Here is a 25,378-nt window from a genome sequence, read left to right as displayed (position 1 = left end):
CCTTCGACTGCGGCTCTGTTTGAGAATGGTTCTCGCATAAATGCGGCGGGCCTGCCATCCGGTAAATGCCGGAGGTGTTTAGCTGTCTGCGGGCGTGCCGCCGAGCGCTTCAGCGGCAGCGGCCGCGCTCGCCCAGGCCCACTGGAAATTGTAGCCGCCGAGCCAGCCGGTCACATCCACGCACTCGCCGATAAAGTAGAGGCCGGGCACAAGTTTGCTTTCCATGCTGCGCGATGACAGCCCGTCTGTGTCGATCCCTCCGGCTGTGATTTCTGCCGTGCGCCAGCCTTCGGTCCCGGTCGGCACGATTTGCCATTTGGTCAGCGCAAGACTGATCGCCTCGATCTCCCGGTTGGAGAGGTTGGCGAGCTGCTTGTCGCCGGGGATGTCCGGCCAGGTGACGATGTAATCGGCAAAGCGGGCAGGCAGCCATCCGGTCAGCCAGGACTTGAGACTGGTGCGGGGGGAGGCCTCCTTTGCGGCGCGTAACGTTTCGGCAAGGGGCTGTCCGGGGGCGAGGTCGATGCTGACCGGTTCGCTCTCGCGCCAGTAGGAGGAGACCTGCAGCATGGCCGGGCCGGAGAGGCCGCGATGCGTAAACAGCATCGCTTCATGGAAGGCCGGCCCCTGCCGGGCCTGGGCATCGACCGGGGCCGAGACGCCCGACAGGCTGGAAAAGGTTTCCTTCAGGGCGCCGCTGAACGTGAAAGGCACGAGGGCCGGTCTGGGAGCGATCACTTCATGGCCGAACTGGCGGGCAATCTCATAGGCAAGTCCGCTCGCGCCCATCTTCGGGATGGACAGCCCACCGGTCGCCACGACGAGGTTCTTCGCTGACACCTCGCCGCCGCTGGTCGTCACATGGAACTGCGAATCAGCATGGCGAATGCCGCTGATTTCGGTCTCCAGCCGCAATTCGCCGCCGACTGCAGCCAGTTCGTCGAGCAACATCTGGATAATCGCACCACTTTTCTGGTCGCAGAAAAGCTGGCCGAGCGTCTTCTCCGTCCAGGTCAAACCGTGGCTGGCGACCAGGCCGCAGAAGTCCCATGGCGTGTAGCGGGCCAGGGCGGACTTGGCGAAGTGCGGATTGGCCGACAGGAAATTGCTGGCTGCGGTGTCGATATTGGTGAAGTTGCAGCGCCCGCCGCCTGAAATCCGGACCTTTTCGGCAGGGCGTTTGGCATGGTCGATCACGAGGATTCGCCTCCCGCGCGCGCCCGCGCGAGCGCCACAGAAGAGACCGGCAGCGCCAGCGCCCAGAACCACGGTGTCGAAGAAGTCGGTCAGAATGAAAATTCCTTAAAAAGTCCAATTCTGGCCCTGTTGGAGGCACAGCAACTTCCTGTAAAGGTATCTGCTCAGACAGGGAGGACTCGTAACATGACTGGCCGCACAAACCGGGCAAGGGGCATTTTTCTCGCAGGTCTGCTCACTGCCCTTGCAGCGTGCGGTGGTGGTGACGAGCCGCCCCACGTCGTCCCTGAAGAGGCGGGTGGACAGGTTGTCGAACGCTCGCGGGCCGACCAGGTCGCTGCCGAACGGCGCGAACGCGAACGTCAGCGCCTCGCCGCCCAGGAAGAAAACGACTTCGTCTATTTCCGCTACGCACCCGACACGACCGGGGATCAGCCGCGCGCCTGCCTTGTCTTCTCCAAGCCGCTCGATCCCGATACCGACTATTCCACCTACATCGAAATGCGCCCGGCCGTCCGGCCGGCTTATGACGTTGATGGCCGGGAGCTCTGCCTCGAAGGCCTCGACTTTGCGCGTTCCTACACCGCGACCATTCTCGAGGGCCTGCCTTCTGCCGAGGGCGAGGAGATCGCGCGCGAGGAAGATGTCCAGATCAGCTTTGAGGACCGCCCGCCTTATGTTGGCTTCGCCGGCTCGGGTGTGATCCTGCCGCGTGAGAACGCCGACGGCCTGGCCATCGAGACGGTCAATGTCGAGGCGGTCGATGTCACCGTCTACCGCGTCAATGACCGTGCGCTGGCCTTCAAGAAGATCACCCAGGGCGAAGACGCCCCGCAGGGCCGCTATTCCTACCTCTATGGCGAGGACGATCCGCGCGATGTCTCCTCCGAGGTCTGGTCCGGCGAGATGTCCATCGACAACATCACCAATGCGCCGGTGACCACGGTCTTCCCGCTTCCCGATGTCATTGGCGAGCTGAAGCCTGGGTCCTATTTCGTCGAGATCCAGGACGCCAGGGAGCTGGACCGGTATGAAGGACCACCAGCCTCTGCGCGTCGCTGGATCATGCTGACCGACCTCGCCCTGACAGCCTATCGCGGCGAGAACGGTCTCGATGTCACGCTGCGCTCGCTTCAGGACGGCGAAGTCCTGCCGAACACCCGCGTGCAGCTGGTGGCCTTCAACAATGAAGTCCTCGGTGAGGCCGACACGAGCGAGGTTGGCCGCGTGCGCTTCGATGCGCCGCTGCTGGACGGGAAAGGCAACCTCGCCCCGCGCATGGTCATGGCTTTCGGAGCGAAGGGCGACCTGGCGGTGCTGGACCTGACCCGCGCCCCGATTGACCTGTCCGAGCAGAGTACGGGCGGACGCCGGACGCCGGGCCTGGTTGACGGTTATATCTATGCCGAACGTGGCATTTACCGGCCGGGCGAGACCGTGCACCTGACAGCCTTGATGCGCGACCGCACGGGTGAAGCCATCGAGAACCGCGCCGGCAATCTGATCGTCTACCGGCCGAACGGGCTCGAAGCTGACCGCTACCGCTTCCCGAGTGCAGAGGGCGGCGGCCTGCAATGGAACTACGCCCTTTCAGACAGCGCCTCACGTGGCATGTGGCGTGTCGTGCTCGACATTGACGGTGCCGGAGAGGCCGGGTCGCTGCGCTTCTCGGTCGAGGATTTCGTACCGCAGCGCATTGCTGTCGAGCTTGAGACTGATGAAGATACCCCGATCGACGCTGGTGGCACGCGCGAGATCGAAGTGGATTCGCGCTTCCTCTACGGCGCCCCTGGCGCCGGCCTGACAGTCCAGTCTCAGGCGCGGGTCGAGGTCGATCCGAGCCCGTTCGATGCCTTCAAGGGCTTCACCTTCGGGCGCCATGACCAGAGCTTCAGCGAGCAGATCATCGAGCTGTCGGACCAGACGACGGACGGTGCCGGCAAGTCGGTGATCCGGCTGTCGCCGGGAAACCGGGCCCGAGACGCCGACCGGCCGCTGCGCCTGAACACAACGGTCAGCGTGCTTGAACCGGGCGGCCGGGCCGTCACCGAAAGCGTGCGCGTGCCGTATCGTCCGCGCGATGTCTATATCGGTATCAAGGAGGGGTTCGACCGGCGGGCCGCGCGCGGCGAGCCGGCGAGCTTCGAACTGGCCGCCGTCGATCCGCAGGGTGCGATTGTCGATACGCAACTGAACTGGAAAGTCATCGAGATCGACTACCACTATGACTGGTACCGTGAGGATGGCCGCTGGCGCTGGCGCCGCTCGCGCACCGTGGCGACAGTCAATGAAGGCGTTGTCGATACAGACGGCACGACCCAGACCGTCAGCGTGGATGGTCTCGACTGGGGCCAGCATGAGCTGATCGTGACGGCCGAAGGATCGACCGCCGAGGCCAGTACCGGCTTCTATGTCGGCTGGGGCGGCTACGTCTCCGACGATGGCGTCGAAGCGCCCGATCGTGTGCAGGTCGTCGTCCAGGACCAGAAGATCGTTGCCGGACGCCCGGTCGCGATCACGGTGAACCCGCCCTATGATGGTGAGGCGCAGATCGTCGTGGCGACCGACAAGGTCATCTCCGTGGAGACACGCGATGTCCAGGCAGGCGGTACGCAGTTTACCCTGCCGGTGACCGAGGAATGGGGCGAGGGCGCCTACATCCTCGTCAACGTCTACACCCCGCGTGACCCTGTCGTGCAATCCAAGCCGCGCCGCGCTGTCGGTGTCGGTTATGTGCCGCTCGACATGGAAAGCCGGACCTTCGAACTCGAGATCGATGCGCCGGAGGTGGTGCGGCCGCGCCGCCAGCAGACCGTCGAGGTCGATATCTCCGGCGGCCCGCGCGAACATGTCTGGCTGACGCTGGCGGCTGTCGATGAGGGCATCCTGCGCCTGACCAAATATCAGAGCCCGGATCCGGTTCAGTACTACTTCGGCAAGAAAGCGCTCGGCGTTGAAATCTATGACGATTATGGCCGCCTGCTTGATCCGAACATGGGCCTGCCTGCGGAAGTCCGCACGGGCGGTGACCAGCTTGGTGGCGAAGGCCTCAGCGTCGTGCCGACCAAGTCGGTTGCACTGTTCTCCGGCCTCGTGGATGTCGGCCGGACGGGCAAGGCGAAGGTCACCTTCGATGTGCCGGAGTTCAATGGTGAGCTTCGCCTGATGGCGGTTGCCTGGTCGGAATCCGGCCTCGGCGCGGCGAGCCAGGCCATGACCGTGCGCGATCCGGCGCCGAGCGAGCTGATCCTGCCGCGCTTCCTCGCGCCGGGCGACGAAGCCCTGGCCACGGTCTCGATCGACAATATCGAGCTTGAGGACGGTGCCTTCTCTGCGTCGCTGGATGTGACCAGCCCGCTGGAAGTACCGGCCACGCAGCTCTCGCTGACCATCCCCAATGGCAAGCGGGTCGATGAGGGCGTCATGATCCGGTCCGACGCGACCGGCATCGCCGACGTCAAACTCAGTGTGGATGGTCCCGGCAACTATTCGGTCGACCGGAACTACCAGATCCAGACGCGCTCGCCCTGGCTGCCGGCAACGAGCATTTCCACGGCGATGATGGAAGCTGGCGACAGCTGGTCCATCCCCGAAACGCTGCTGGCGGATTACAAGCCCGACACGGCCGAGGTGACGATCACCTTCTCCTCGCTGCCGCTTGATGCGAACGCGCTCTACACCTCGCTGGCTCGCTATCCCTATGGCTGCACCGAGCAGACGATCAGCCGCGCCATGCCGCTCCTCTATGAGGAACAGCTGGTCGCCATGGGGGCTGACGAAACGGCCCGGGAGCCAGCCCGCGCGCAGGTTCAGGAAGCGGTCACCCGCATCCTGAACCGCCAGTCCTCCGACGGCGCCTTCGGTCTCTGGCGCGAGGGGGACCGCAATGCCTCGCCATGGCTCGGGGCCTATACGGCGGACTTCCTCTACCGCGCCAATGCGGAAGGCTACGAGGTTCCGGATGAAGCGCTCGACCGCGCTTACCAGTCGATGCGCCAGATCGCCCAGGGCGATGCCTGGCGGGTCTATGGCTACGACACGGATGTGTGGGAGAGCCGCTGGCACGATGACACGGAGAAGAAGCTGATGCGCCGGTCCTCGGCCTATGCGCTCTACGTGCTCGCCAAGGCTGGCAAGGCGGATATGAGCCGCCTGCGCTACCTGCATGACCGCGAGCTGCGCGACATAGAAAGCCCGCTCGCGCGGGCCCATCTCGCGGCAGCGCTCTCCTACATGGGGGATCGCTCGCGGGCCAAGAGTGCCTTCGATGCGGCCGAAGAGGCCCTCGGCTACAATAATGACGGTGACTATTACCAGACGCCGCTGCGTGACCTTGCCGGCATTCTCGCGCTGGCCGCCGAGACGGGCTTCAATGACCATGTTGCCCGCCTTGCGGAGCGGCTTGGTGCGGACGCACCGGACCCGAGCGAGCTGACGACACAGGAAAAAGCCTTTGCCCTCCTGGCCGTCAACGGCATGCGCGGCGATGAGGAGGCCGAGGGCCTGCGCCTGGAGGTGGAAGGGCTCGGCCGTGGCAATGACAATGACCGCCGCTACTCGCTCACGGCTAGCCAGGCGACTAGCGATGTCAGCTTCACGCTTGGCGATCGCTCGACGCCCGTCTTCCGCACCGTGATGGTCCGCGGTGAGCCGTCCAGCCCGCCGCCGGCGACGTCCTCAAAGCTGCAGGTGGCCAAGGCCGTCCGCACCATGACGGGTGGCCGGGTCGATCTCGGCAAGGTCCGTCAGGGTGACCAGATGGTTGTGTCCGTCGTGATCACGCCGGAGCAGCGCCGGACCAATCCGGTCATCATTGCAGACCTTCTGCCTGCCGGTTTCGAGATCGAGACGGTGCTGCGGTCTGCAGACGGCGACCGGCCGAATGGCGGCGCCGACGGCGCCTTCTCCTGGCTAGGCGAGATCGACGATGCCAACACCGCCGAAGCGCGCGATGACCGCTTCGTTGCGGCTATCGACGTTCGCAGCGAGCCGGTTCGCCTGGCTTATGTGGTCCGCGCGGTGACGCCAGGTGCCTTCGCGATGCCGGGCGTGACGGCTGAGGACATGTATCGTCCCGACGTCTTCGCCCGCTCGGCCCCAGGACGCGTGACCATCGATACGCAAAGCGCGGGAACAGGCGGCCAGAGATGATCTGGCTGAAGCGGCTGGCCATTGCCTTCGCGGCATTGCTGGCCGCCGCCTTCGCGTGCGACCGTATCTTCCCCCCGCCGCTTGAGCGCGGCGATGTGGTCTCGGTCATGGTCACCGACAGGGATGGCCGCCCGCTACGCGCCATCCCGACGCCTGAGCACCATTGGCGCTTCCGCGCCGATCTCGATGAGATCGACCCGGTTTTCGTCGAGGCGCTTCTGGAAGTCGAGGACCAGCGCTTCTGGAGCCATGGCGGTGTCGACTGGACAGGCATGGTCCGTGCGGTCTGGAGTTCTGCGCTGGCAGGCCGGGTGGTATCTGGCGGTTCGACCATCACCATGCAGACGGCCCGCCTGCTTGAACCGCGCCCGCGTACGATCCCGTCCAAGCTGATCGAGATGTTTCGCGCCCACCAGATCGAGGCGCGCCTGTCGAAACGGGAAATCCTCGAACTCTATCTCACCCTGACGCCCTATGGCGGCAATATCGAAGGGCTGAGAGCAGCGAGCTGGCACTATTTCGGGCGTGAGCCGGACCGGCTGTCGGATGACCAGATCGCGTTGCTCATCGCCCTGCCGCAAAGTCCCGAAGTGCGCCGCCCGGACCTTCGCCCCGAAGGCGCCGTTGCAGGCCGCAAGGCGATTGTCTCCAAGCTTGAGCGTCTCGGCTATCTCGACGCCGCGCGCGCTGAAGAGGCGCGCACGTCGCATCTCCCGACAGGCGAGTACGCCTTTCCGGCGCGTGCCTGGCATGCCACCGGCCGCGCTGCGAAGGACGCAGATGGTGATGTGCGCTCGACCCTGGATGCGAAGTTGCAGCAGGAGCTTGAAGCGCTTGCCGATGAGCATGCCCGCGAATTCGGCAATGAAACGCAGGTCGCCATGCTGGTGGTCGACATCCCGACACGGGCGGTCCGGGCGGCGGTCGGATCGGCCTCGCGCGACTTGCCAGGCGGCTGGCTCGACCTGACGGCGCAGGCCCGCTCCCCGGGATCGACGCTGAAACCCTTCATCTATGCCATGGCGTTCGACGATGGCTCCGCAGCACCCGATACGCGCATTTCTGACCTGCCGAAGCGCTTCAAGTCCTATCAGCCTGACAATTTCGACCGCATGTTCCGCGGCGATGTCCGTATTTCCGAAGCGCTGCAGCACTCGCTCAATGTGCCCGCTGTCCTGGCGCTCGACCGCGTCGGGCCTGAACGGTTCGCAGCCACGCTGGCACTGGCAGGCGCGCCGCCGCGCATTTCAAAGGGCGCTGACAAGGAGCCCGGCCTGGCTCTGGCGCTCGGCGGGGCAGGGCTGACGGCGCGCGAACTGGCCGTGCTCTACGCCGCGCTTGGCGATAATGGCCATGCCAAGCCGCTGGTCTGGCGGGTCGAGGACGAAGAGAAGATGGCCAAGGCGCGCGGTTACAGGTTGATGAGCCCGGACAGCGCCGAAAAGATCCTGCGCATCCTGAAAAACGCACCGACGCCGGAGGGCCGTATGCCGGGGCGGCTGACGGCGAATGCCCCCCAGATCGCCTTCAAGACCGGCACATCCTACGGTTTCCGCGACGCCTGGGCAGCGGGCGTATCCGGCGATCATGCCATCGTCGTCTGGGTTGGCCGGGCCGACGGGGCCCCGCGCCCAGGCGCGACGGGCCGTGACACGGCGCTGCCAATCCTGTTCGAAGCGGCAGACCGGGCAGCCTATCACCTCGGCGGCAATGGCGGGGCCAAGTCGCGGCTGATGAGCCAGCAGGCCGCCGAGGCCAAGGGCGCGCTGGCCCGGTTCGACCGTGGTGGCGAGGCACCGGAAATCCTGTTCCCGCCACGCGATGCGGAGCTGTGGTCAGGCGATGTGAACGGCAAGCCCGCGCGGCCGTTCGTGCTGGCCGGCCGGGGCGAGGGCAAGCTGCGCTGGTACATCAATGGCGTGCCATGCGACACCGATGATGCGGGCCTGCCGGTCTGGAAGCCTGAACAATCCGGCTTCTACAAGGTGAGCGCGGTTGATGAGGCCGGGCGTGAAGCCACTGTCAGGGTGCGTGTACTGGGCGCGTCGACGGCCGGATAGGGCGCCAGAAAAAAGCCGCCCCGGCAAAGGGCGGCTCTCCATGGAAATGCTGTATTCAGACGAGGTTGAGGTGGAGCTGGCTCAGGTCCACGGATTGAACCGAGTCTTGGGCCGCACGGGCCTTGCCTCTTCGGCGGTATTATCCGGCTCCTCGCTGGTCTCGGTCTCGGTCTCGTTGTCGACCAGCGACAGTGCGCGATCAGGCTCAGCCGGTCCGGTCGAGGCTTCGGGCTGCGCCGGAGCCACAGCATCAAGATCGGCCTCGGATACGGACGCTTCTACCGCGTCTTCGCCCGTGTTGAGGTCGCTGACATCTGGAATATCCGAAGCCTGGGCTGCCTCGGCGTCGCCGGGATAGTCGTTCGTTGCATCGATGAAGACGGGCGCCTTGCCGACGGACTCAATGTCCGGCCTCGGCGTACCGGCCGGGCTGGGCGGTGTCGGCTGGAAGCCGTTGGCGCGTGCCCCGAAACCGATACCAGCACCAAGGCTGCTGAGCGAGAATGACCCGGCCGGCTCAGATGGCTGGGCCGGTGCCGGTTCAGAGGCAGGCTGCTCGCTCGACACGCTCATTGGCTCTGCGGATGCGTCCGACTTTGTCTCTGGCGGTTCCATGGAGACATTGGTCGATGGCTCTGGAGCGGCCGGTTCAAATGTCTGCGGTGACGTCTCCGCGGGCTCGGACGTGTCCGCCATAGGCGCACGGTCTTCCGAGACTGTTTCCGCTGGGTCTGCTTCCTCCGGCATCGCCATGTCCGAAGCGCCGGCCAGGCTTGCATCGACTGTGTCCTCCTGCGGGCCTTCGTCGGCTGTTTCGCTGGAGGCGTCTGCGCCGACGGCCTCAAGACCCGCGGCCCCGAACGGGACGTAACGAACATTGCTCTCCGGCTGGGGTGCTGGAACAGCGTCCGTGGCCGCGTCTGCTTCGGCAACGGCTCCGGCAGGTTCTACCGGTTCGGTGGCGAATGTTGCTGCTGGCTCGACAGCAGGCTGTTCCGCGCCATCGTCAGCAGGCATTTCAGGCTGGGCTTCGGCGACCGGCGCGTCGGCGGCGGGCGCATCGTCCCAGATGTAATTCGGGGAAGCGGAGGCGGCGGGTTCCGGCGTTTCGCTGTCGGTGACCGCATCAGCCTGGGCAGTCTCATCGGCGTCCACGGCCGGCACTTCGTCGGGCACGGGGGCCGCAGCTTCAGGGGCCATTTCGTCCGGTGCCTCTTCGAAAGCGGGTGCATCGTCCGGTGTGATGGAGAAGGACGGCGACAGTGGCGCGTTCTGCTCGGTGACTGTGTCTTCTTCGCTTTCGTCCGCGGGCTCGACGGACCGGGCATTCACCTCATCGGCCAGACGGGCAACGGCGCCGCCGACATAGGCTTCGCTGTCTTCGGAGTCGTCTGCGGCGCTCTCATCCTCGTCGCTTTCTGCCGCTTCGGAGGCAAGCGCCTCTTCCGGCGCTGCTTGGTCTTCGGATGTCTCGGAGAAATCGTTGGTCTCGTCGATCACCGCATCGGGGACGCTGGCGTCAAGGGCGAGGTCCGGCGCCGGTGTTTCGTCTGTCTCTGCTGCCTCAGCGGGAGCCGGTTCAGCGTCTGTGGCCTCCACGCTCTCGGGCTCGGTCTCACCGGTATCCGGCGCATCGACCGCGTCCGGGCCCACCGGGCTGAGCGCGGTTGTGTCATCGACCGGATCCTCGACCGCATCGGGGCCAACGGGAACGGCCTCTTCGCTGGCTTCTGCGGTGGCCCCTGCTGCTTCATCGCTGTCAGCGGGTACCGCGTCTGCCGGGGCGTCGGAGAGGCCCGCCAGCAGGGTGTTGATCGCATCTTCAGTTCCGCGCGCGTCGCGGCAGGCATCGCGCGCAAGCCGCGCAACCAGATCGCCATAGGTGCCGCCATCGCCATGCATGGTCGCGTTCAGGACCGTCGAAGTCGCATCTTCAAGCGACTTGCCGCTCTCGGTGCTGAGAAGCACGCGGGGCGGTTCCGGGGTCAGCCGGACGACATAGCCCTCCGTCGCGTACAGGACGTCGCCATTGTCCTTTTCGATCCAGTCAATCTTCTTCTGGGCCGTCATGGTGGCGAGGCGGTCAATCAGCTTTTTCGTCGAAGGATGAAGCATGAGGCGGGTCCAACATCTGTTTCTGGTTGCAGGTCCGTTCTGTTCGTCTAACCCCTAACACGCGAATGATCAAAGCGTTCGGGCGGTCTGCAGTGTGAAAATGTAGTTACATCCCAAAAACCCGGCAAAGCTGTGGCAATACGGGACAAGCTACCCCGGAATTTCTACAGGCCAATCGTTTCGGGTACGTATCGTTCCAATTATGTAATCGACTGTCACGGGAATTCGATTACGAAAGAGGTCATGGAATACGAAGCCTGGATCCGGATGGGAGTCTTTCTCGGCGTCTTCCTGGCGCTCGCCTGTCTGGAGAGTCTCCAGCCGCGCCGCCGCGCCAGCCTGAGCCGTCTTCAGAGATGGCCAGGAGCGGGTGTGCTATTCATTGCCGGCGCGGCCATTTCACGGCTGATTGCACCGGCGGGCCTTGCTGGACTCGCGATCTGGGCGGACGGGCAGGGCATCGGGGTTTTCAACCTCGTCGAAGGACCGGTCTGGGGCGTTGGGGTGCTATCCTTCCTGATCATGGACCTCAGCGTCTGGGCGCAGCATGTGGCCATGCACCGCGTTCCGCTGCTCTGGCGCATGCACCGGGTCCATCATGCCGACCCGCACCTCGATGTGGTCACGGCGCTGCGTTTCCATCCGGCCGAAATCCTGGTGTCACTGGGATGGAAAGCCGCCATCGTGGTCGCCTTCGGCATTCCGGCCTGGGCAGCCTTCTTTTTCGAAGTCGCCCTTAACGCCTTTGCACAATTCAATCATGCCAACTGGGCCTTGCCAAAGCCGGTGGATGCGGTGCTCCGGCAACTGGTCGTGACGCCGGACATGCACCGGGTTCATCACTCGACCGACTACACCGAATCCAATCGCAATTTCGGGTTTTGCCTGTCTGTCTGGGACCGGCTGTTCAGGCTCTACAAAGCGCAACCCGATGCGGGCCATGAAGGCATGACGATCGGCCAGACAAGCTGGCGCGAGGCAAAGGACCAGGCGCCCTTTGCGCTGCTCCGGCAGCCGCTTGAGCGCCCGCCTCAATCAGACGCATAAGCGGCTTTCACGCTCGCAATGTCGCGGATGAAATCTTTCACCGGCTCGCCATCGGCAGCTGACAGTTCGGAGCGAAAGCCCTGTACGGTGAGGTCGGGCGCGACGAGCAGGTAGCTCGGCGTCCACGCGATTTCCAGCGCGTCGCGGATCGAGGCATTGGTGTCGATGACGGTCGGGTAGGAATAGCCTTTCTCCTCGAAATAGGCTTCCACCGAACCGTAGCGGCCATAGGCTTCATCGGCGCGGGCAGCGCTTGGCGGTGTGTGGATCGACAGGAAGTGCAGGTCCGGGTCCTGCGCAATGGCGCTGGCGAGCGCGGCGACATATTTCGCATCGGCCATGCAGTCGCTGCACCATAGACCCCAGACATCGATGACGGTCCACTGGCCGGCGAGATCTTCCGTTTCGAAGTTGGTCCCGTTGATCCGCTTTCCGGCAATGTCCGGCAGCGCCTTGCCGAGAAAGGCGTATTCGAAGGGCCGGCCATAATCGTCGCGCGGCACATCGCCCTGTTCGGTCTTGGCGGACTCAGGGATCGGCGTGCCGGGCGTGATGAAGCCTGTCGCATCGGTATCGTCAGCGCCGCCACTGCCTCCGCATGCGGCGAGCAATGCAAGTGCGCAGGAGGCGATCACGGGGCGCAGCATGGGGCAGGTCCTCTCATATTGGGTGGCGACAGATGTAGGGACCTCGGGCGAATTGGAAACCCCTGAAGCCCGTCTCGCGAAGATTTGAGGGGAAAATGCGCAAAAAAAGGCCCCGGATTGCGCCGGGGCCTTGTCTGTCTTGAAAGGGCTGGCCAAAGGCGTTGTTAGCCGCCTGAGCCGGGTGCCCTTGTCTGCAGCGCATCGCGCTGGATTTCGGCCGTCCCTTCCTGGCTTGCCTTGGTCTTGGCGTACCAGGCCGCCCGGGTTGCGCAGATGCGTTTCGGAATGATCGAACCGATCTGGTCTTCCGTCCGGCAGACACGCTCATCCGGGTCCAGGCCCTGCTGTTCCAGCTCGGCGCGCAATTGCGGGGTGACTTTGAAGTTGGCTGCGCCGCCCGTATTGGCTCTTTGGGGGCCGGATGTGCACGCGGTGGCGGCCAGGCACAGCCCGGCGAGTGCAATCGCAGTCAACTTCATGAAGTCTCCTTGTTCAGTCAGGCTTTTCGTCTGACAGAACAATTACAGGTTTAGCTGTAAATTTCAAACAGACCCGCTGCGCCCATGCCGCCGCCGATGCACATGGTCACGACGCCCCACTTGGCCCCGCGGCGCTTGCCTTCCAGCAGCAGGGAGCCGGTGCAGCGTGCGCCGGTCATGCCGAAGGGGTGACCGATCGAGATCGAGCCGCCATTGACGTTGTACTTCTCCGGATCGATGCCGAGCCGGTCGCGGCTGTAGAGGCACTGCGAAGCGAAGGCCTCGTTCAGCTCCCACAGGTCGATGTCGTCGACCTTCAGGCCATGACGCTCGAGCAGGCGCGGGACGGCGAAGACCGGGCCGATGCCCATCTCGTCCGGATCGCAACCGGCGACATTGAAACCGACAAATCGGCCGAGTGGCTCGATATTGCGCTTCTTGGCTTCGGCCGCTTCCATCACGACCACGGCAGCGGCGCCGTCGGACAGTTGCGAGGCGTTACCGGCGGTGACGTACTTGCCTTCCTTGACGACCATGCCGCCGGAGAAGACGGGCTTCAGGCCTGCCAGCGTTTCATAGGTCGTGCCCGGGCGATTACAGTCATCGCGGTCTGCGACGACCTCCTGATAGGTTTCTTCGCCCGTTTCCTTGTTGACCAGCTTCATCTTGGTCTTCATCGGGACGATCTCTTCAGCCATCCAGCCCTTTTCCTGGAAATTGGCCGTGCGGCGCTGGCTTTCGGCCGAATACATGTCCTGCGCCTCGCGGGAGACATTGTAGCGGTCGGCGACGATCTCTGCGGTTTCGATCATCGTCATCCAGATCGCCGGCCATTTCTGCATCAGCTCTTCTTCGGTGTAGCGATAGGTGTTCATGTGACCGGACCGGGAAACGAGCGAGAGACTCTCCACGCCGCCGCCGATCGCAACCGGTGCGCCTTCGTTCATCACCGTGTGAGCCGCATTGGCGATAGCCTGCAGGCCGGAAGAGCAGAACCGGTTGATGGTCGCGCCGGACGTGCTTGACGGGCAGCCGGCCCAGAGCGCCGCATTGCGTGCAACGTTATGGCCGGTGGCGCCTTCGGGCTGGGCCGAACCCAGGAAGACATCCTCGACTTCCTTCGGGTCGATGCCAGCGCGCTCGATCGCGCCCTTGATGGCATGGCCTGCCATCTTGATGCCGTGCGTGTCATTGAGGGCGCCGCGGCCAGCCTTGGTCAGCGCGGTGCGGGCGGTCGATACGATAACTGCTTCTCTCATAGGGATAATGTCCTCCGGTAGGCTAGGTTCTTGTTGCCGCGGACCCTAATGTCGGCGGACCTAATAGGCCAGACTTTTCAACGGTGGCGCCGGTATGCCGCAGCGGAAAGGTTTCGATGGACATCCGCGACAGGCCGGACGGTCTTTTTTTGACCGCGTGGATGGTGCCCGGCCCGGCGTTCGGTATGATCGCTTCCGGGCGGAAGGTGGTAGCGGTCTTCGTCCCCGACTGATTTGCCAACCCGCTGATGGAAGGGAAAACTTATGAGCAATGTCATCGGCCTGGGCGGTATATTCTTTCTCTGCGACGATCCGGCGGCGACGGCAAAGTGGTATGAAGATGTGCTGGGCATGGCGCCGAATGACTATGGCGGGTTTGATTTCCTGCACGCAGCTTCGGCGAAGGCCTTTCCCGAGGGGGCGCGGTCGATTTTCGCTCCCTTCAAGTCCGGCAGCGATTATTTCAAGCCGTCTTCTGAAACTGTCATGTTCAACCTGATGGTTGACGACATGGACGCTGTCCTGAAACGGATCGAGACGGCCGGTGTCGAGCTCGTTCAGCCGCCGGAGGACTTCGATTATGGCCGCTTTGCCTGGCTCATGGATCCCGACGGGCGCAAGATCGAACTCTGGCAGCCGAAGGAACGTGGCTAGGCAGGCGTCCGCCGGAATGAAAAAAAAGGCCGCCCTTAACAGTGAAGGGCGGCCAAAGTATTCAGAGAGTGAGATGAAAGCTTACTTAGTCCTTGGCGGCTTCGTTGCACTTGGCGAGGTCTTCCTCTGAGAGGCTTTCCTTGTCGTTGCTGAAACCGGCCAGTACGCCAACTTCCGAGGCGACTTTCTTGCAGGTGCGCACGGTGACCGTGCGGCGGTTGAGTTCGGCGACGCATGTATCGCCGCTGCAGCTCCAAAGGGCTTTTGCAGCGACAACGTTTTCCTGAGTCTCGAACGGCGTGGCGACCTTCGCCGTGAAGCTTGTGCCAGCGGCAGCCGGCAACACGATCGCTGCAGCCGCAGCGGCGAGAGGGATGAAACGATTCATTGGGAGGAAACTCCTGGTGCAGTGCTCGGGGTTATTTCTGTCGGCGGTTGTTTGCTTGTAATCCGCAGTCTCAGTTTATGGCGGCTGAATAAATTGTCAATCGTTCAGGGCGGTTATTTTCGGGCGGCGGCACGCTCGTGCAATGATCGTTACGCAAGGCGCCCGGAAAAAATGTTCCCGAGTTGACGCGACGGCGCTGATTGCAGGCTCACCGGGGCCCGGTATTCTGGGCGGTAGATATAGAAAAGAAGGGCAGGGAGACCGCAGATGGACTTCAATATACCCAAGGAAATCGCCGATTATCTCGTCGTGCTGGACAAATTCATCGAAGACAAGATCAAGCCGCTGGAAGAGCAGGATGACAATATCCGCTTCTTCGACCACCGCCGCGAATGGGCGCGGACCGATTTTGACAATGGCGGCCTTCCGCGGCCGGAATGGGAAGAGCTTCTCACCAAGGCGAAGAAGCTTGCCGATGAAGCCGGGCACCTGCGCTATGCGCTGCCCAAGGAGTTTGGCGGCCAGGACGGGACCAATCTCGGCATGGCCATCATTCGCGAACACTTCGCGCGCAAGGGACTTGGCCTGCACAACGACCTTCAGAACGAGCATTCCATTGTCGGCAACTTCCCGCAGATCCTGATGCTGCGCGACTTTGCGCGGCCGGACCAGAAACACCTCGCGGAAGCCGCACTGAAAGGCGAGTTCAAGGCCTGCTTCGGCCTGACTGAGCCCGACCATGGCTCGGATGCGACTCACATGGAAACCCGCGCTGTGCGCCACAAGAAGGACGGCAAGGATGGCTGGCTGATCAACGGCTCCAAGATGTGGATCACCGGGATGCACGTCGCCAGCCACATCATGCTGTTCTGCCGGACCAGCGGAAACGATGGCGACGCGAAAGGCATTACCTGCCTGATCGTCCCGGCCGATGACCCGGCCATCGAGATCGATGAGTACATGTGGACGTTCAACATGCCGACCGACCACTGCCGGTTCTACATCAAGGACCTCTGGGTGCCGGAAGATGCGGTATTCGGTCCGCCGGAAGGCGGTCTCGCGCTTGCCCAGCATTTCGTGCACGAAAACCGCATCCGTCAGGCGGCAAGTTCGGTCGGCGCGGCGATGTACTGCATCACCGAAGCCATCAACTACGCCAATGAACGCCGCCCCTTCGGCAAGGCGCTGTCGTACAACCAGGCGATCCAGTTCCCGCTGGTGGAGCTTGCCACTCAGGCAGAGATGCTGCGGCTCTTCATTTTCAAGACGGCCTGGCAGATCGACCAGATGTCGAAACCGGACGTCGCGATCTATCTCTCCGACAAGGTGTCGATGTGTAACTACTACGCCAACCGGCTCTGCTGCGATGCGGCCGACCGGGCGATGCAGGTGCATGGCGGTATGGGCTATTCGCGCCACAAGCCGTTCGAGCATATCTACCGTCACCACCGCCGCTACCGGATTACCGAGGGCTCCGAGGAGATCCAGATGCGGAAAGTGGCCGGCCACCTGTTCGGCTTCATGGGCCCCAACAAGGGCGCCAACCGCAACGAACCGTTCGACTTCGCCGTGCGGTAGTGATTGCGGGTCTTGCGGTCGAAAAACGTACCGCAGGCCCGTCAGCGGCGCGATCGGATGCGTGGCATGGGCATCAGCGTCTGTGCCGTTGCCCTTGATCCGGCCCGGAGCGCCCGGAAAAAACTGGAGAAATGCGCGGGGGATGCCTCGCGCTACTTTCTGGCGGAGAATGCCGGCGAGCTGAGGCGCGCCTGCCCGGTTGCTGCCAGCCAGCTCTCAAACCCTGCAATGACTGAGTAAGACTCAGGCACGCTCGCAGGGAATTTCCATCGCAATTGCGTCATCGCCTTGCCGGGCGGGCGACTCTGAAATAGGTGTGTCGTTAGTAATATCTCCTCCCCGGGAGAGAGCAGGCAAACGTCAGCCTGCCGCCGAAGGCGCAACCGCCCCGGAAACGCTCAGGCAAAAGGACCGGGAGAGAGACCACACGCTGGAAAGAGGCAGGCACGGTCATTTTCGTGCTGATGGCCTCGCCGAAGGAGCAAGCCGGCCCGGTACATGGGCGTCAGGCGGAATCTCTCAGGCGCCGAGACAGCGGGGGCGGCCATGATCCTCGAAAGGCGAGGGCGTGTGGCCGTTTGACCGCAAAGGGCGCCATGGCAGACCAGGCTACACACGATCTCAGGCAGACGCCCCTTCATGGGCTGCACGTTTCGCTCGGCGCGCGGATGGTCCCGTTTGCCGGCTATGATATGCCGGTCCAGTTTGAAGGCGTGAAGCCAGAGCACCTCTGGACCCGCGAGCATGCCGGCCTGTTCGATGTCTCTCATATGGGGCCGTGCTTCCTGACCCTGAAAGAAGGCCCGTCAGGCAGCGAAGACGCCCACAAGGCAATTGCCGCGCTGATTGAGGAAGTCGTTCCGAGCAACATTGCCGGTCTCAAGCCGGGGCAGGCGCGGCTGACCACGCTGCTAAATGATGATGGCGGGATCCTCGACGACCTGATTATCACCCGTCTGCCGGATGAGAAACAGAATGGGCGGCTCTACATCGTCGTCAACGGCGCCGTGAAAGCTCAGGATTGGGCGCTGTTCGAGAAACAGTTCAAGGGCCGGGCAGTGCTCCAGCCCGCCGATCACCGGGTCCTGATGGCCCTTCAAGGGCCTGAAGCCGTCGAGGTCTTTAAGGATGAATTTCCGGGCTGTGAGGCTCTTGGTTTCATGAAGGCCATGCTGGCCGCCTGGGAGGGGGCAGAGTGCATGGTGTCGCGCTGTGGCTACACCGGTGAAGACGGGTTTGAAATCCTCATACCGGCTGATGCGGGCCAGACGCTTGCTGCAAAGCTGCTGAAAGATGACCGGGTAAAGCCGATCGGCCTCGGCGCGCGCGACTCGCTGCGCCTTGAGGCAGGCCTCTGCCTGTATGGGCATGACATGGACGCGACGCGCACGCCGGTCGAGGCAGACCTGCAATGGGTGATCCAGAAGTCACGCCGCGAGCGCGCTGATTTCCCCGGCGCAGCAAAAATACTCGACCAGCTTGCCAATGGCCCGGCCGAAAAGCGCGTCGGGATCCGGCCGCTTGAGCGCGCCCCGGCGCGTGAAGGGACCGAGATTCAGGTGAACGGAGAAACCGTCGGCATCGTGACATCCGGTGGGTTTGGCCCGACGGTCGATGCGCCCGTCGCCATGGGCTACATCCGCGCCGACCTCGCCGAACCGGGCACGCAGATCGAACTCATGGTGAGGGGCAAGGCGCGCATGGCGGAAGTCGCCGCACTGCCTTTCATCGAGCACAATTACAAACGTTGAGGACCAGCCAGATGACGCAGAAATTTACCCAGCAAGTCACCTTCTACACCGAAGACCATGAATGGGTCACCGTGCACGGCGACCTCGCCACGGTGGGCATCACCCGCTACGCCGCCGACCAGCTTGGCGATGTGGTCTTCGTCGAGACGCCCGAGGTTGGCAAGACCGTCAAGAAGGGTGACGAGATGGCCGTCGTCGAGAGTGTGAAGGCCGCCTCCGACGTCTACGCGCCCATGTCCGGCGAGGTGATCGACGCCAATGGCGCGCTCGCCGACGCACCGGAAAAGGTCAACGAGCATCCCGAGACCGAAGGCTGGTTCTGCGTCATCAAGTTTTCCGATGGCGCCGAAACCGAGGGCCTCATGGATAAAGATGCCTATTATGAATACTGCAAGGGACTTGCCTGATGCGCTACCTGCCCCTCACACCCGAAGACCGCAAGGCGATGCTCGCCGTCACCGGCGCGGCGTCTATTGACGACTTCTATGCCGACGTTCCCGAAGCCGCCCGCCTTGGCGGCAAGATCGACGGCCTGCCTGACCATCAGGGCGAGCTGGCGGTCGAACGTCATATGGCGGCGCTCGCGGGGAAGAACCGGACCGCGTCCGAAGGCCGCTTCTTCGTGGGCTGCGGGGCTTACAAGCACCATGTGCCAGCCACGGTCGACCACATTATCCAGCGCTCGGAATTCCTGACGACCTACACGCCTTACCAGCCGGAAATCGCGCAGGGCACTCTTCAGACCCTGTTTGAATTCCAGTCCCAGGTCGCGGCCCTGACGGCGATGGATGTCGCCAATGCCTCCATGTATGACGGCTCGACGGCCTGCGCCGAGGCGGCGCTGATGGCCTGCCGGGTGACCCGCCGGCGCCGCGTGGTCCTGTCTGGCGGCCTGCACCCGCACTATGCCTCGGCGACCCGAACCGTCTGCGAAGCGCAGGGCATCGAGGTCGTTCAGCTGCCGCCGGCTGTCGATGGCGAGCTGGCGCTCAGCGACGCGGTCAACGACAAGACAGCCTGCGTCATCGGGCAAAGCCCGAATGTCTTCGGCACGGTCACGGACCTGACGCCGGTCTCCGAAGCCGCGCATGCTGACGGGGCGCTGCTCGTCTCGGTCTTCACTGAAACGGTCGCGCTCGGCATGGTCACGCCGCCGGGCGAGATGGGCGCCGATATCGCGGTTGGCGAAGGCCAGTCGATCGGCAATGCGCTGAACTTCGGCGGGCCTTATGTCGGCCTGTTCGCGACCAACCAGAAACATGTCCGCCAGATGCCGGGACGGCTCTGCGGCGAGACGCAGGACGCCGATGGCCAGCGCGGTTTCGTGCTGACCCTGTCGACGCGCGAGCAGCATATTCGCCGGGACAAGGCGACGTCGAATATCTGCACCAATGCGGGCCTCTGCACGCTCGCCTTCACCGCGCACATGACGCTGCTGGGCGACAAGGGCCTCACCCAACTCGCCACGCTCAACCACGAAGCCGCCTGCCTGCTGGCGGATGCTCTGGAAGAAGTGAAGGGCGTTGAGATCCTGACACCGCGCTTCTTCAACGAGTTCGCCTTCCGCGTGCCGGGCAATGCCGAAGCCGTGCTCGCCGAACTGGACGAGCTTGGTGTCATCGGCGGCGTGCGCGCCTCCCGGCTCTTCCCGGGCAAGAAGCTGGATGATGTCATCATCGCCTGCGCGACCGAGTGCACGACGGAAGAAGACATTGCCGTCTACGCTGAAGCGCTGAGGGAGGTGCTATAGTGACAGACACCCCCCAACACCAGGACGCCTGGGACCACAAGCGTGCCATCATGGAGTATGAAGCTTTCCTGCAGGAACGCTTCCGCGCCATCGGCATAAGCCCGGCACGCCTTAACAAGCGCAAGCAGCAATTCCAGGCGATCATCGACAATCCCGAAGTCTGGCGCGAACCGGACAGTTTCAAAACGCTCTATTCGAACCTGCGCCGCGAGATCATCGCCATGGGCGCAGTCAATGTCAGCGTTGCGAACAAGCGCATCCGCGAAAAGTTTGGCGCCAATTCCCCGCATTTTGTGGAGACCCACGCATGACCATGAATTCCCAAGGCCGTTCCACAACGCCAACCGAGGCAAGCTCAATGTCCGATATCCATACCGTTTCCGGCTCGCGCGGTCTGCAGCAGCGCGAAGACCTCATCTTCGAGACGGGCTGCGTCAACAAGACCGGCGTCGACCTGCCCAAACCGAAGGGCGTGAAGCCCCGCCTTGGAGGGGTTGCCCGCAAGCGTCCGACCGACCTGCCGGGACTGTCGGAACCAGAAGCCGTGCGCCATTATGTGCGGCTCAGCCAGAAGAATTACGCCATCGATCTCGGCCTCTTTCCGCTCGGTTCCTGCACGATGAAGCACAATCCGCGGCTGAATGAGAAAGTCGCGCGCATGCCGGGCTTCGCCGACATCCACCCGCTGCAGCCGCAATCGACGGTGCAAGGGGCACTGGAAATGATCGACCAGCTGGCGACATGGTTGAAGACGCTGACCGGCATGCCTGCCGTGGCGATGAGCCCGAAGGCCGGCGCGCATGGCGAGTTCTGCGGCATGATGGCGATCCGCCGGGCCCTGATGGCGCGCGGCGAAATCGAGACGCGCACGCGCGTGCTTGTGCCCGCTTCGGCCCATGGCACGAACCCGGCAACGGCGGTGCAGTGCGGCTTCAAGGTCGATGAGATCAAGGCCGACAAGCGCGGCCGCGTCGACATGGAAGACTTCAAGGCCAAGCTGGAAGACAGCTCGGACATTGCCGGCATCATGCTGACCAATCCGAATACGTGCGGCCTGTTCGAGACCGATATCCGCGAGATCGCCGACCTCATCCACGCGGCCGGCGGCTATTTCTATTGCGACGGCGCGAACTTCAACGCGATTGTCGGGCGCGTGCGTCCCGGCGATCTCGGCGTCGATGCGATGCACATCAACCTGCACAAGACCTTCTCGACGCCGCATGGCGGTGGTGGACCGGGTGCCGGCCCGACCGTGCTATCCGAAGCGCTGGCCGACTATGCGCCGGTGCCGTTTGTCGTGAAGGATGAAGATGGCTTCCACCTGGTGGAGGAAACGAAAGGGGAGGGCGAGGACGCTTTTGGCCGCCTTTGCGCCTTCCACGGCCAGATGAGCATGTTTACGCGGGCGCTGACCTATATGCTGAGCCACGGCGCCGATGGCCTCAAACAGGCGGCCGAAGATGCCGTTCTCAACGCCAATTATATCCAGGCACGGCTGAAGAAGGTCATGACGCCAGCCTTTGACGGCTACTGCATGCACGAAGCGCTATTCTCCGATGCCTTCACCGCCGAGGGTATCGAAACGCTGGACATCGCCAAGGCGCTGATCGACGAGGGCTATCACCCGATGACCATGTACTTCCCGCTGGTTGTGCATGGCGCCATGCTGATCGAGCCGACGGAGACCGAGAGCAAGGCCGAACTCGACCGGTTCTGCGACGCGCTTGCCGCGATTGCCGAGCGGGCCGCCAGCGGTGATGAGAGCCTGAAGGGGGCGCCTTATCTTGCTCCGATGCGCCGTCTCGACGAGACGCAGGCTGCTCGCAAGCCGGTGTTGCGCTGGGTCCCGCCAGAGCCGGAGTCGCTTGCGGCAGAATAGCCCAGTCGGCTTAAAAACGGGTAATTCACGGGCTTTTGAGTCTCCGGCCAATTGCATTTGCTGGCTGGCTCCGGCACGCTGTGCTTACAGAATGGTGAAGTGTGTTATTCGGGATTTGCGCCTGAAATTCATCACATTCAAACCATCTTCTAGGCAGAACTAGAAACGATATCCATATAGTCCCGAATGTTGAATTCAGAGCCAGAGCCGGACACAGACTCCGAGGCAGATAGCAAGAGGAAACGCCGCGTGCCGCTGCAGACCGTGACAACAGGACTCCGCACTGTGGTGCGCCAGTTCCTGGCGCTGCTCGGCCTGTTCTTCATCATTATTGCCATTCCGATCGCCTTCCTGACGCCGATCCTGCCGATTGGTCTGCCGCTTGCGATCCTCGGCGTCGTCCTGCTGGGACGTAACGCGATCTGGGGCAAGCGCTGGATGGAGAATATGCTGGCGCGCAACCCCCGCCTCGAACGCTTCGCGCCGAACTGGCTCATGCGCGCCGTCTTCGGCCGCGAAAAGAGCAAGACCGGTTAGGCGGGTCACCGCGCCTGCGCTTCGATAGGCAGACACCCCGACAACAGGACAAGAAAAAGCCCCGCCGGATCGTTTCGGCGGGGCTTTTTTGAATTCGGGTCCGGAGCAGGGCGCCTAGTTGAGCGCCTTGTCGATTTCTTCCAGCGCTTCGGTGAACAGGTCACCACGCTTGCTGGAGCTCGAAATGATCTCCTTGGAGGCGCGTGTGGCTGCGTCAGCGGCGGCCCGGCGGACATCCTGTGCGGCTTCGGCTTCGGCGCGCGCGATACGGGCTTCGGCCTGGGCTTCGCGGCGGGCCACCTTCTCGGCGAGGTCCTTGCGGGCCTGCTCGACCATCAGCTTGGCGTCAGCCTTGGCCTGCTGGATCATGGCCTCGGCCGTCTGGTCGGCCTCTTTCTGCTTGCGCTCGGCCTCAGCCAGCATGGCGGCCGCTTCCTCACGCAGGGCGCGGGATTCGTCGAGCTGCTTCTGGATGTCGCCAGCGCGGTCGTCGAGCGCCTTGCCGACAGCCTTGAAGGCGCCGAGAGCGGCAGCGATGATCAGGAAGACGATAAGCGCCGCCGTGGCAACATGGGTCACCGGATCGAGGAACGGGGCAACGATGTTCATGAAGGTCGCGCCGGACTCGTGGGCACTGCCGCTCGTTTCAGCGGCGAAGGCGAGCGGTGCGCTTGTCGCGGCGAGGAGAACGGGAACCAGACGTTTCATCATCATTTGCTCCTAGTCCTTGGTCGCGCGCTGGACGGCGGCCTTGGCATCGGTCTCACTGACCGAGACGCCGAAGCGGGCCAGCATGGCCTGGGTGGTTTCGGTCGCGATGGAATCGACATTCGAAAGCGCTTCGGACCGGACCTTGCGGATACGGGCCTCGGCTTCCTCGAGACGCGTGGCGAGATCGGCATCGACTTTCTGCGTCTCTGCGGCAATCTCGGCTTCGACCTTGTCACGCGCCTTGTCGGCCGTCTCGCGGGCCTTGGAACGGGCTTCGGCGAGGTGAAGCTCCTGCTGGCGCTTGGCTTCCTTGGCCTGTTCGTCGAGGCGGGCCGCTTCGTCCAGCGAGTCGGCGATGGTGTCGCCGCGTTTCTCGATCACACCGCCGAGTTTCGGCAGCACGAAGCGGGACAGGACGATGTAAAGACCGCCGAACATGATCACCAGCCAGAAGAGCTGGGACGGGAAGTGCCACGGATCAAAAGGCGGGAAGGCAGCGCTTCCGCCGGTTGCGCCATGGGCGGCTTCAGCAGCAAAGGACAAGAGCATCATGGCCTAACCTTGATGAACAGGTCGAAAAGGGAAATCGGCCGGCCCGCAAGGCGGGCCAGCCGGATCTGATTGGGGTGTCGTCAGACGACGAACAGAATCAGGATGGAGACCAGGAAGGCCAGAATGCCGAGCGCTTCCGAGAGGGCCATACCGATGAAGAGGTTACCGGTCTGCTGCGGGGCAGCCGACGGGTTGCGCATGGCGGCGTCGAGGAACGAGCCGAAGATGTTGCCCACACCGATTGCCGCACCGATCATGCCGAGCGTGGCCAGGCCTGCGCCGACATATTTGAGGCCGAGAGTGATATCGCCTTCCATTTCGTGATCTCCTTTGGGAAAGACTGATTTAGGTTTGGTGCCCGTGAAGCCTGTTCGTGCGGGCGCGTCAAGTGTTGTGGCACGGCGCGATTGGCCGCACCGGCGAAGAGACGTCCTTAGTGAGCCGGGTGAAGCGCGTCGTTCAGGTAGACGCAGGTCAGGATCGCAAACACGTAGGCCTGCAGGCCGGCGACCAGGAATTCGAGTGCGTTGAGTGCCACGCCCATGGCGAAAGCCAGCGGTGCAATGACGATATAGGCGCCGCCCAGCGTTGCCAGTGTCACCGCGAAACCGGCAAACAGTTTCAGCATGATGTGCCCGGCCAGCATGTTGGCGAACAGACGCAGCGCGAGGGTGACCGGGCGGGCGATGAACGAGATGACCTCAATCGGCACCAGCAGCAGGTAGATCGGCCACGGCGCGCCAGCGGGCGCGAATAATTTCAGGAACTTCAGGCCGTTCTTGTAGAAGCCATAAAAGATCACGATCGAGATAACGAGCAGGGCGAGGGCCGCCGTCACGATAAGGTGGCTCGTCGTGGTGAAGGCATACGGCACCATGCCGATCATGTTCGCGAAGAACACGAAGAAGAAGAGGGTGAAGACGAACGGGAAGAATTTCAGGCCTTCCTCACCGGCCGCGCCGCGGACCATGTCGGCGACAAAGCCATAGCCGATCTCGGCAATGGACTGCATGCGCGATGGCACGAGCTTGCCGCGCGAGGCAGCCATGCCGAAGAAGGCGACGATCAGCACGCAGCCAAGCAGCATGTAGAAAGAGGCATTGGTGAATGAGAGGTCGAGTCCGCCGATCGGACCGATCTCGATCAGCTTCTTCACCTCGAACTGGTGCATCGGGTCGGCGATTTGCCGGAACGAAAGATTCATCAGCCCTGGTTCCCGTTTTCCGGACCGTCTGACTGGTCCGATCCCTGACTTTGCGCGTTCGCCGTCAACTGGCGATAGGCGCGTATAACATTGAGGATACCGGCTGCAAGGCCGAATCCCAGCATAACAAGCAATCCCCACGGCTTGGTGCCGAAGAAGTGGTCGATCACCAGTCCGATCAGGATCCCGACAAAGACCGACGCCCCGAATTCCGCACCATAGCGAAGCGCAAGGCCGCCAGCCGAGACGTTGCCTTCCATCTCTGCATCGCGCCGCGCCTTCTTGGCCTCCCTTGCCGCCCGGTCGGCCTGAGCTTTTGCGATGCGCTCGCTAAGATCATTCCGCTCTGGACCGGCCATGGAAATCACCTGAATGCCGCTCGATACAGACATGGGGAGGACCCCCTGCCATTTGCGCCG

At 63.3% G+C, this 25,378-nt stretch carries 23 protein-coding genes and 1 riboswitch; of the genes, 12 read left to right on the top strand and 11 right to left on the bottom strand.

Going from position 1 to position 25,378, the window contains the following annotated elements; genetic code table 11:
- Window positions 1–78 precede the first annotated feature (78 nt).
- Window positions 79–1,293 (bottom strand): BaiN/RdsA family NAD(P)/FAD-dependent oxidoreductase, encoded by a 1,215-nt coding sequence (locus D1227_RS11365; RefSeq protein WP_119404758.1) that lies wholly within the window; start codon window positions 1,291–1,293, stop codon window positions 79–81.
- Between the two features lie 90 nt (window positions 1,294–1,383).
- On the opposite strand from D1227_RS11365, the gene D1227_RS11360 reads away from it, so the two are divergent.
- Both D1227_RS11360 and pbpC read left to right on the top strand, forming a co-directional pair.
- Complete coding sequence (locus D1227_RS11360) at window positions 1,384–6,348, top strand: alpha-2-macroglobulin family protein (protein ID WP_119404757.1); 4,965 nt, start codon at window positions 1,384–1,386, stop codon at window positions 6,346–6,348.
- Window positions 6,345–8,408 (top strand): penicillin-binding protein 1C, encoded by a 2,064-nt coding sequence (pbpC, locus tag D1227_RS11355; RefSeq protein WP_119404756.1) that lies wholly within the window; start codon window positions 6,345–6,347, stop codon window positions 8,406–8,408. The genes D1227_RS11360 and pbpC overlap by 4 nt, the downstream gene beginning before the upstream one ends.
- 81 nt (window positions 8,409–8,489) lie before the next feature.
- Here the strand turns inward: pbpC and D1227_RS11350 are convergent, their stop codons facing one another.
- On the bottom strand, window positions 8,490–10,523 hold the full coding sequence (locus D1227_RS11350; RefSeq protein WP_119404755.1) for a hypothetical protein: 2,034 nt from the start codon (window positions 10,521–10,523) through the stop codon (window positions 8,490–8,492).
- A gap of 243 nt (window positions 10,524–10,766) precedes the next feature.
- Between D1227_RS11350 and D1227_RS11345 the strand changes: the two genes are divergently transcribed.
- Window positions 10,767–11,570: a sterol desaturase family protein gene (locus D1227_RS11345; RefSeq protein ID WP_119404754.1), complete on the top strand. Its 804-nt coding sequence runs from the start codon at window positions 10,767–10,769 to the stop codon at window positions 11,568–11,570.
- Here D1227_RS11345 and D1227_RS11340 read toward each other — a convergent pair.
- The 3 genes from D1227_RS11340 to D1227_RS11330 form a co-directional block, all read right to left on the bottom strand.
- The gene (locus D1227_RS11340; RefSeq protein WP_119404753.1) at window positions 11,555–12,217 is read right to left on the bottom strand and encodes a TlpA family protein disulfide reductase; all 663 of its coding nucleotides are present in this window, start codon (window positions 12,215–12,217) and stop codon (window positions 11,555–11,557) included. The genes D1227_RS11345 and D1227_RS11340 overlap by 16 nt on opposite strands.
- A 164-nt stretch (window positions 12,218–12,381) precedes the next feature.
- Entirely contained in the window at window positions 12,382–12,696 is a 315-nt protein-coding gene (locus D1227_RS20190; RefSeq protein WP_233350175.1) for a hypothetical protein, read from the bottom strand.
- Window positions 12,697–12,746: 50 nt separating this feature from the next.
- A complete protein-coding gene (locus D1227_RS11330; RefSeq protein ID WP_119374994.1) occupies window positions 12,747–13,955 on the bottom strand; it encodes an acetyl-CoA C-acyltransferase in 1,209 nt (402 codons plus the stop codon).
- 264 nt (window positions 13,956–14,219) lie between these two features.
- Between D1227_RS11330 and D1227_RS11325 the strand changes: the two genes are divergently transcribed.
- Window positions 14,220–14,609, top strand: a complete 390-nt coding sequence (locus D1227_RS11325) for a VOC family protein (RefSeq protein WP_119404752.1) — start codon at window positions 14,220–14,222, stop codon at window positions 14,607–14,609.
- 85 nt (window positions 14,610–14,694) lie between these two features.
- On the opposite strand, the gene D1227_RS11320 is transcribed toward D1227_RS11325, so the two are convergent.
- A complete protein-coding gene (locus D1227_RS11320) occupies window positions 14,695–14,997 on the bottom strand; it encodes a CC_3452 family protein (protein ID WP_119374996.1) in 303 nt (100 codons plus the stop codon).
- A gap of 267 nt (window positions 14,998–15,264) precedes the next feature.
- Between D1227_RS11320 and D1227_RS11315 the strand changes: the two genes are divergently transcribed.
- From D1227_RS11315 to D1227_RS11280, 8 genes are all read left to right on the top strand, one after another.
- Window positions 15,265–16,575 carry an acyl-CoA dehydrogenase family protein gene (locus tag D1227_RS11315; RefSeq protein ID WP_119374997.1) on the top strand — a complete coding sequence of 437 codons (1,311 nt, stop codon included), beginning with the start codon at window positions 15,265–15,267 and terminating at the stop codon, window positions 16,573–16,575.
- A gap of 66 nt (window positions 16,576–16,641) precedes the next feature.
- Window positions 16,642–16,815 (top strand): hypothetical protein, encoded by a 174-nt coding sequence (locus D1227_RS19935; RefSeq protein ID WP_158586633.1) that lies wholly within the window; start codon window positions 16,642–16,644, stop codon window positions 16,813–16,815.
- 90 nt (window positions 16,816–16,905) lie between these two features.
- Window positions 16,906–16,998: riboswitch (glycine riboswitch) on the top strand.
- 173 nt (window positions 16,999–17,171) lie between these two features.
- On the top strand, window positions 17,172–18,326 hold the full coding sequence (gcvT, locus tag D1227_RS11305) for a glycine cleavage system aminomethyltransferase GcvT (protein WP_119404750.1): 1,155 nt from the start codon (window positions 17,172–17,174) through the stop codon (window positions 18,324–18,326).
- A gap of 11 nt (window positions 18,327–18,337) precedes the next feature.
- Complete coding sequence (gene gcvH, locus D1227_RS11300; protein ID WP_119374999.1) at window positions 18,338–18,733, top strand: glycine cleavage system protein GcvH; 396 nt, start codon at window positions 18,338–18,340, stop codon at window positions 18,731–18,733.
- On the top strand, window positions 18,733–20,076 hold the full coding sequence (gene gcvPA, locus D1227_RS11295; RefSeq protein ID WP_119375000.1) for an aminomethyl-transferring glycine dehydrogenase subunit GcvPA: 1,344 nt from the start codon (window positions 18,733–18,735) through the stop codon (window positions 20,074–20,076). Before gcvH ends, gcvPA begins: the two co-directional genes overlap by 1 nt.
- Window positions 20,076–20,387, top strand: coding sequence for a hypothetical protein (locus D1227_RS11290; protein WP_119375001.1), 312 nt, complete (start codon window positions 20,076–20,078; stop codon window positions 20,385–20,387). The genes gcvPA and D1227_RS11290 overlap by 1 nt, the downstream gene beginning before the upstream one ends.
- Window positions 20,384–21,955: an aminomethyl-transferring glycine dehydrogenase subunit GcvPB gene (gcvPB, locus tag D1227_RS11285; RefSeq protein WP_119404749.1), complete on the top strand. Its 1,572-nt coding sequence runs from the start codon at window positions 20,384–20,386 to the stop codon at window positions 21,953–21,955. Before D1227_RS11290 ends, gcvPB begins: the two co-directional genes overlap by 4 nt.
- A gap of 249 nt (window positions 21,956–22,204) precedes the next feature.
- On the top strand, window positions 22,205–22,492 hold the full coding sequence (locus D1227_RS11280; protein ID WP_199288185.1) for a hypothetical protein: 288 nt from the start codon (window positions 22,205–22,207) through the stop codon (window positions 22,490–22,492).
- Between the two features lie 114 nt (window positions 22,493–22,606).
- Here D1227_RS11280 and D1227_RS11275 read toward each other — a convergent pair whose 3' ends face one another.
- From D1227_RS11275 to D1227_RS11255, 5 genes are all read right to left on the bottom strand, one after another.
- Complete coding sequence (locus tag D1227_RS11275; protein WP_158586632.1) at window positions 22,607–23,203, bottom strand: F0F1 ATP synthase subunit B family protein; 597 nt, start codon at window positions 23,201–23,203, stop codon at window positions 22,607–22,609.
- A 9-nt stretch (window positions 23,204–23,212) separates the two neighbouring features.
- Window positions 23,213–23,755, bottom strand: a complete 543-nt coding sequence (locus D1227_RS11270; protein WP_119375004.1) for a F0F1 ATP synthase subunit B family protein — start codon at window positions 23,753–23,755, stop codon at window positions 23,213–23,215.
- Window positions 23,756–23,835: 80 nt separating this feature from the next.
- A complete protein-coding gene (locus D1227_RS11265) occupies window positions 23,836–24,072 on the bottom strand; it encodes a F0F1 ATP synthase subunit C (RefSeq protein WP_084417925.1) in 237 nt (78 codons plus the stop codon).
- Window positions 24,073–24,188: 116 nt separating this feature from the next.
- Window positions 24,189–24,959, bottom strand: a complete 771-nt coding sequence (locus tag D1227_RS11260; protein ID WP_119375005.1) for a F0F1 ATP synthase subunit A — start codon at window positions 24,957–24,959, stop codon at window positions 24,189–24,191.
- Window positions 24,959–25,351, bottom strand: coding sequence for an AtpZ/AtpI family protein (locus tag D1227_RS11255; protein ID WP_119404748.1), 393 nt, complete (start codon window positions 25,349–25,351; stop codon window positions 24,959–24,961). The genes D1227_RS11260 and D1227_RS11255 overlap by 1 nt, the downstream gene beginning before the upstream one ends.
- Between the last annotated feature and the right edge of the window lie 27 nt (window positions 25,352–25,378).

It is taken from the genome of Henriciella mobilis (assembly GCF_003576315.1).
GTDB classification, from domain to species: domain Bacteria; phylum Pseudomonadota; class Alphaproteobacteria; order Caulobacterales; family Hyphomonadaceae; genus Henriciella; species Henriciella mobilis.
Note: the sequence above shows the minus strand (reverse complement) of the source record. Positions and strands in the feature narration are given on the sequence as shown.

Bases quoted from the DNA above. Each gene is read 5' to 3' on its own strand.
- D1227_RS11360 (WP_119404757.1), top strand. From the start codon at position 1,384: ATGACTGGCCGCACAAACCGGGCAAGGGGCATTTTTCTCGCAGGTCTG.
- pbpC (WP_119404756.1), top strand. From the start codon at position 6,345: ATGATCTGGCTGAAGCGGCTGGCCATTGCCTTCGCGGCATTGCTGGCC.
- D1227_RS11350 (WP_119404755.1), bottom strand. From the start codon at position 10,523: ATGCTTCATCCTTCGACGAAAAAGCTGATTGACCGCCTCGCCACCATG.
- D1227_RS11345 (WP_119404754.1), top strand. From the start codon at position 10,767: ATGGAATACGAAGCCTGGATCCGGATGGGAGTCTTTCTCGGCGTCTTC.
- D1227_RS11340 (WP_119404753.1), bottom strand. From the start codon at position 12,217: ATGCTGCGCCCCGTGATCGCCTCCTGCGCACTTGCATTGCTCGCCGCA.
- D1227_RS20190 (WP_233350175.1), bottom strand. From the start codon at position 12,696: ATGAAGTTGACTGCGATTGCACTCGCCGGGCTGTGCCTGGCCGCCACC.
- D1227_RS11330 (WP_119374994.1), bottom strand. From the start codon at position 13,955: ATGAGAGAAGCAGTTATCGTATCGACCGCCCGCACCGCGCTGACCAAG.
- D1227_RS11325 (WP_119404752.1), top strand. From the start codon at position 14,220: ATGAGCAATGTCATCGGCCTGGGCGGTATATTCTTTCTCTGCGACGAT.
- D1227_RS11320 (WP_119374996.1), bottom strand. From the start codon at position 14,997: ATGAATCGTTTCATCCCTCTCGCCGCTGCGGCTGCAGCGATCGTGTTG.
- D1227_RS11315 (WP_119374997.1), top strand. From the start codon at position 15,265: ATGGACTTCAATATACCCAAGGAAATCGCCGATTATCTCGTCGTGCTG.
- D1227_RS19935 (WP_158586633.1), top strand. From the start codon at position 16,642: ATGGGCATCAGCGTCTGTGCCGTTGCCCTTGATCCGGCCCGGAGCGCC.
- gcvT (WP_119404750.1), top strand. From the start codon at position 17,172: ATGGCAGACCAGGCTACACACGATCTCAGGCAGACGCCCCTTCATGGG.
- gcvH (WP_119374999.1), top strand. From the start codon at position 18,338: ATGACGCAGAAATTTACCCAGCAAGTCACCTTCTACACCGAAGACCAT.
- gcvPA (WP_119375000.1), top strand. From the start codon at position 18,733: ATGCGCTACCTGCCCCTCACACCCGAAGACCGCAAGGCGATGCTCGCC.
- gcvPB (WP_119404749.1), top strand. From the start codon at position 20,384: ATGACCATGAATTCCCAAGGCCGTTCCACAACGCCAACCGAGGCAAGC.
- D1227_RS11275 (WP_158586632.1), bottom strand. From the start codon at position 23,203: ATGATGAAACGTCTGGTTCCCGTTCTCCTCGCCGCGACAAGCGCACCG.
- D1227_RS11270 (WP_119375004.1), bottom strand. From the start codon at position 23,755: ATGATGCTCTTGTCCTTTGCTGCTGAAGCCGCCCATGGCGCAACCGGC.
- D1227_RS11265 (WP_084417925.1), bottom strand. From the start codon at position 24,072: ATGGAAGGCGATATCACTCTCGGCCTCAAATATGTCGGCGCAGGCCTG.
- D1227_RS11260 (WP_119375005.1), bottom strand. From the start codon at position 24,959: ATGAATCTTTCGTTCCGGCAAATCGCCGACCCGATGCACCAGTTCGAG.
- D1227_RS11255 (WP_119404748.1), bottom strand. From the start codon at position 25,351: ATGTCTGTATCGAGCGGCATTCAGGTGATTTCCATGGCCGGTCCAGAG.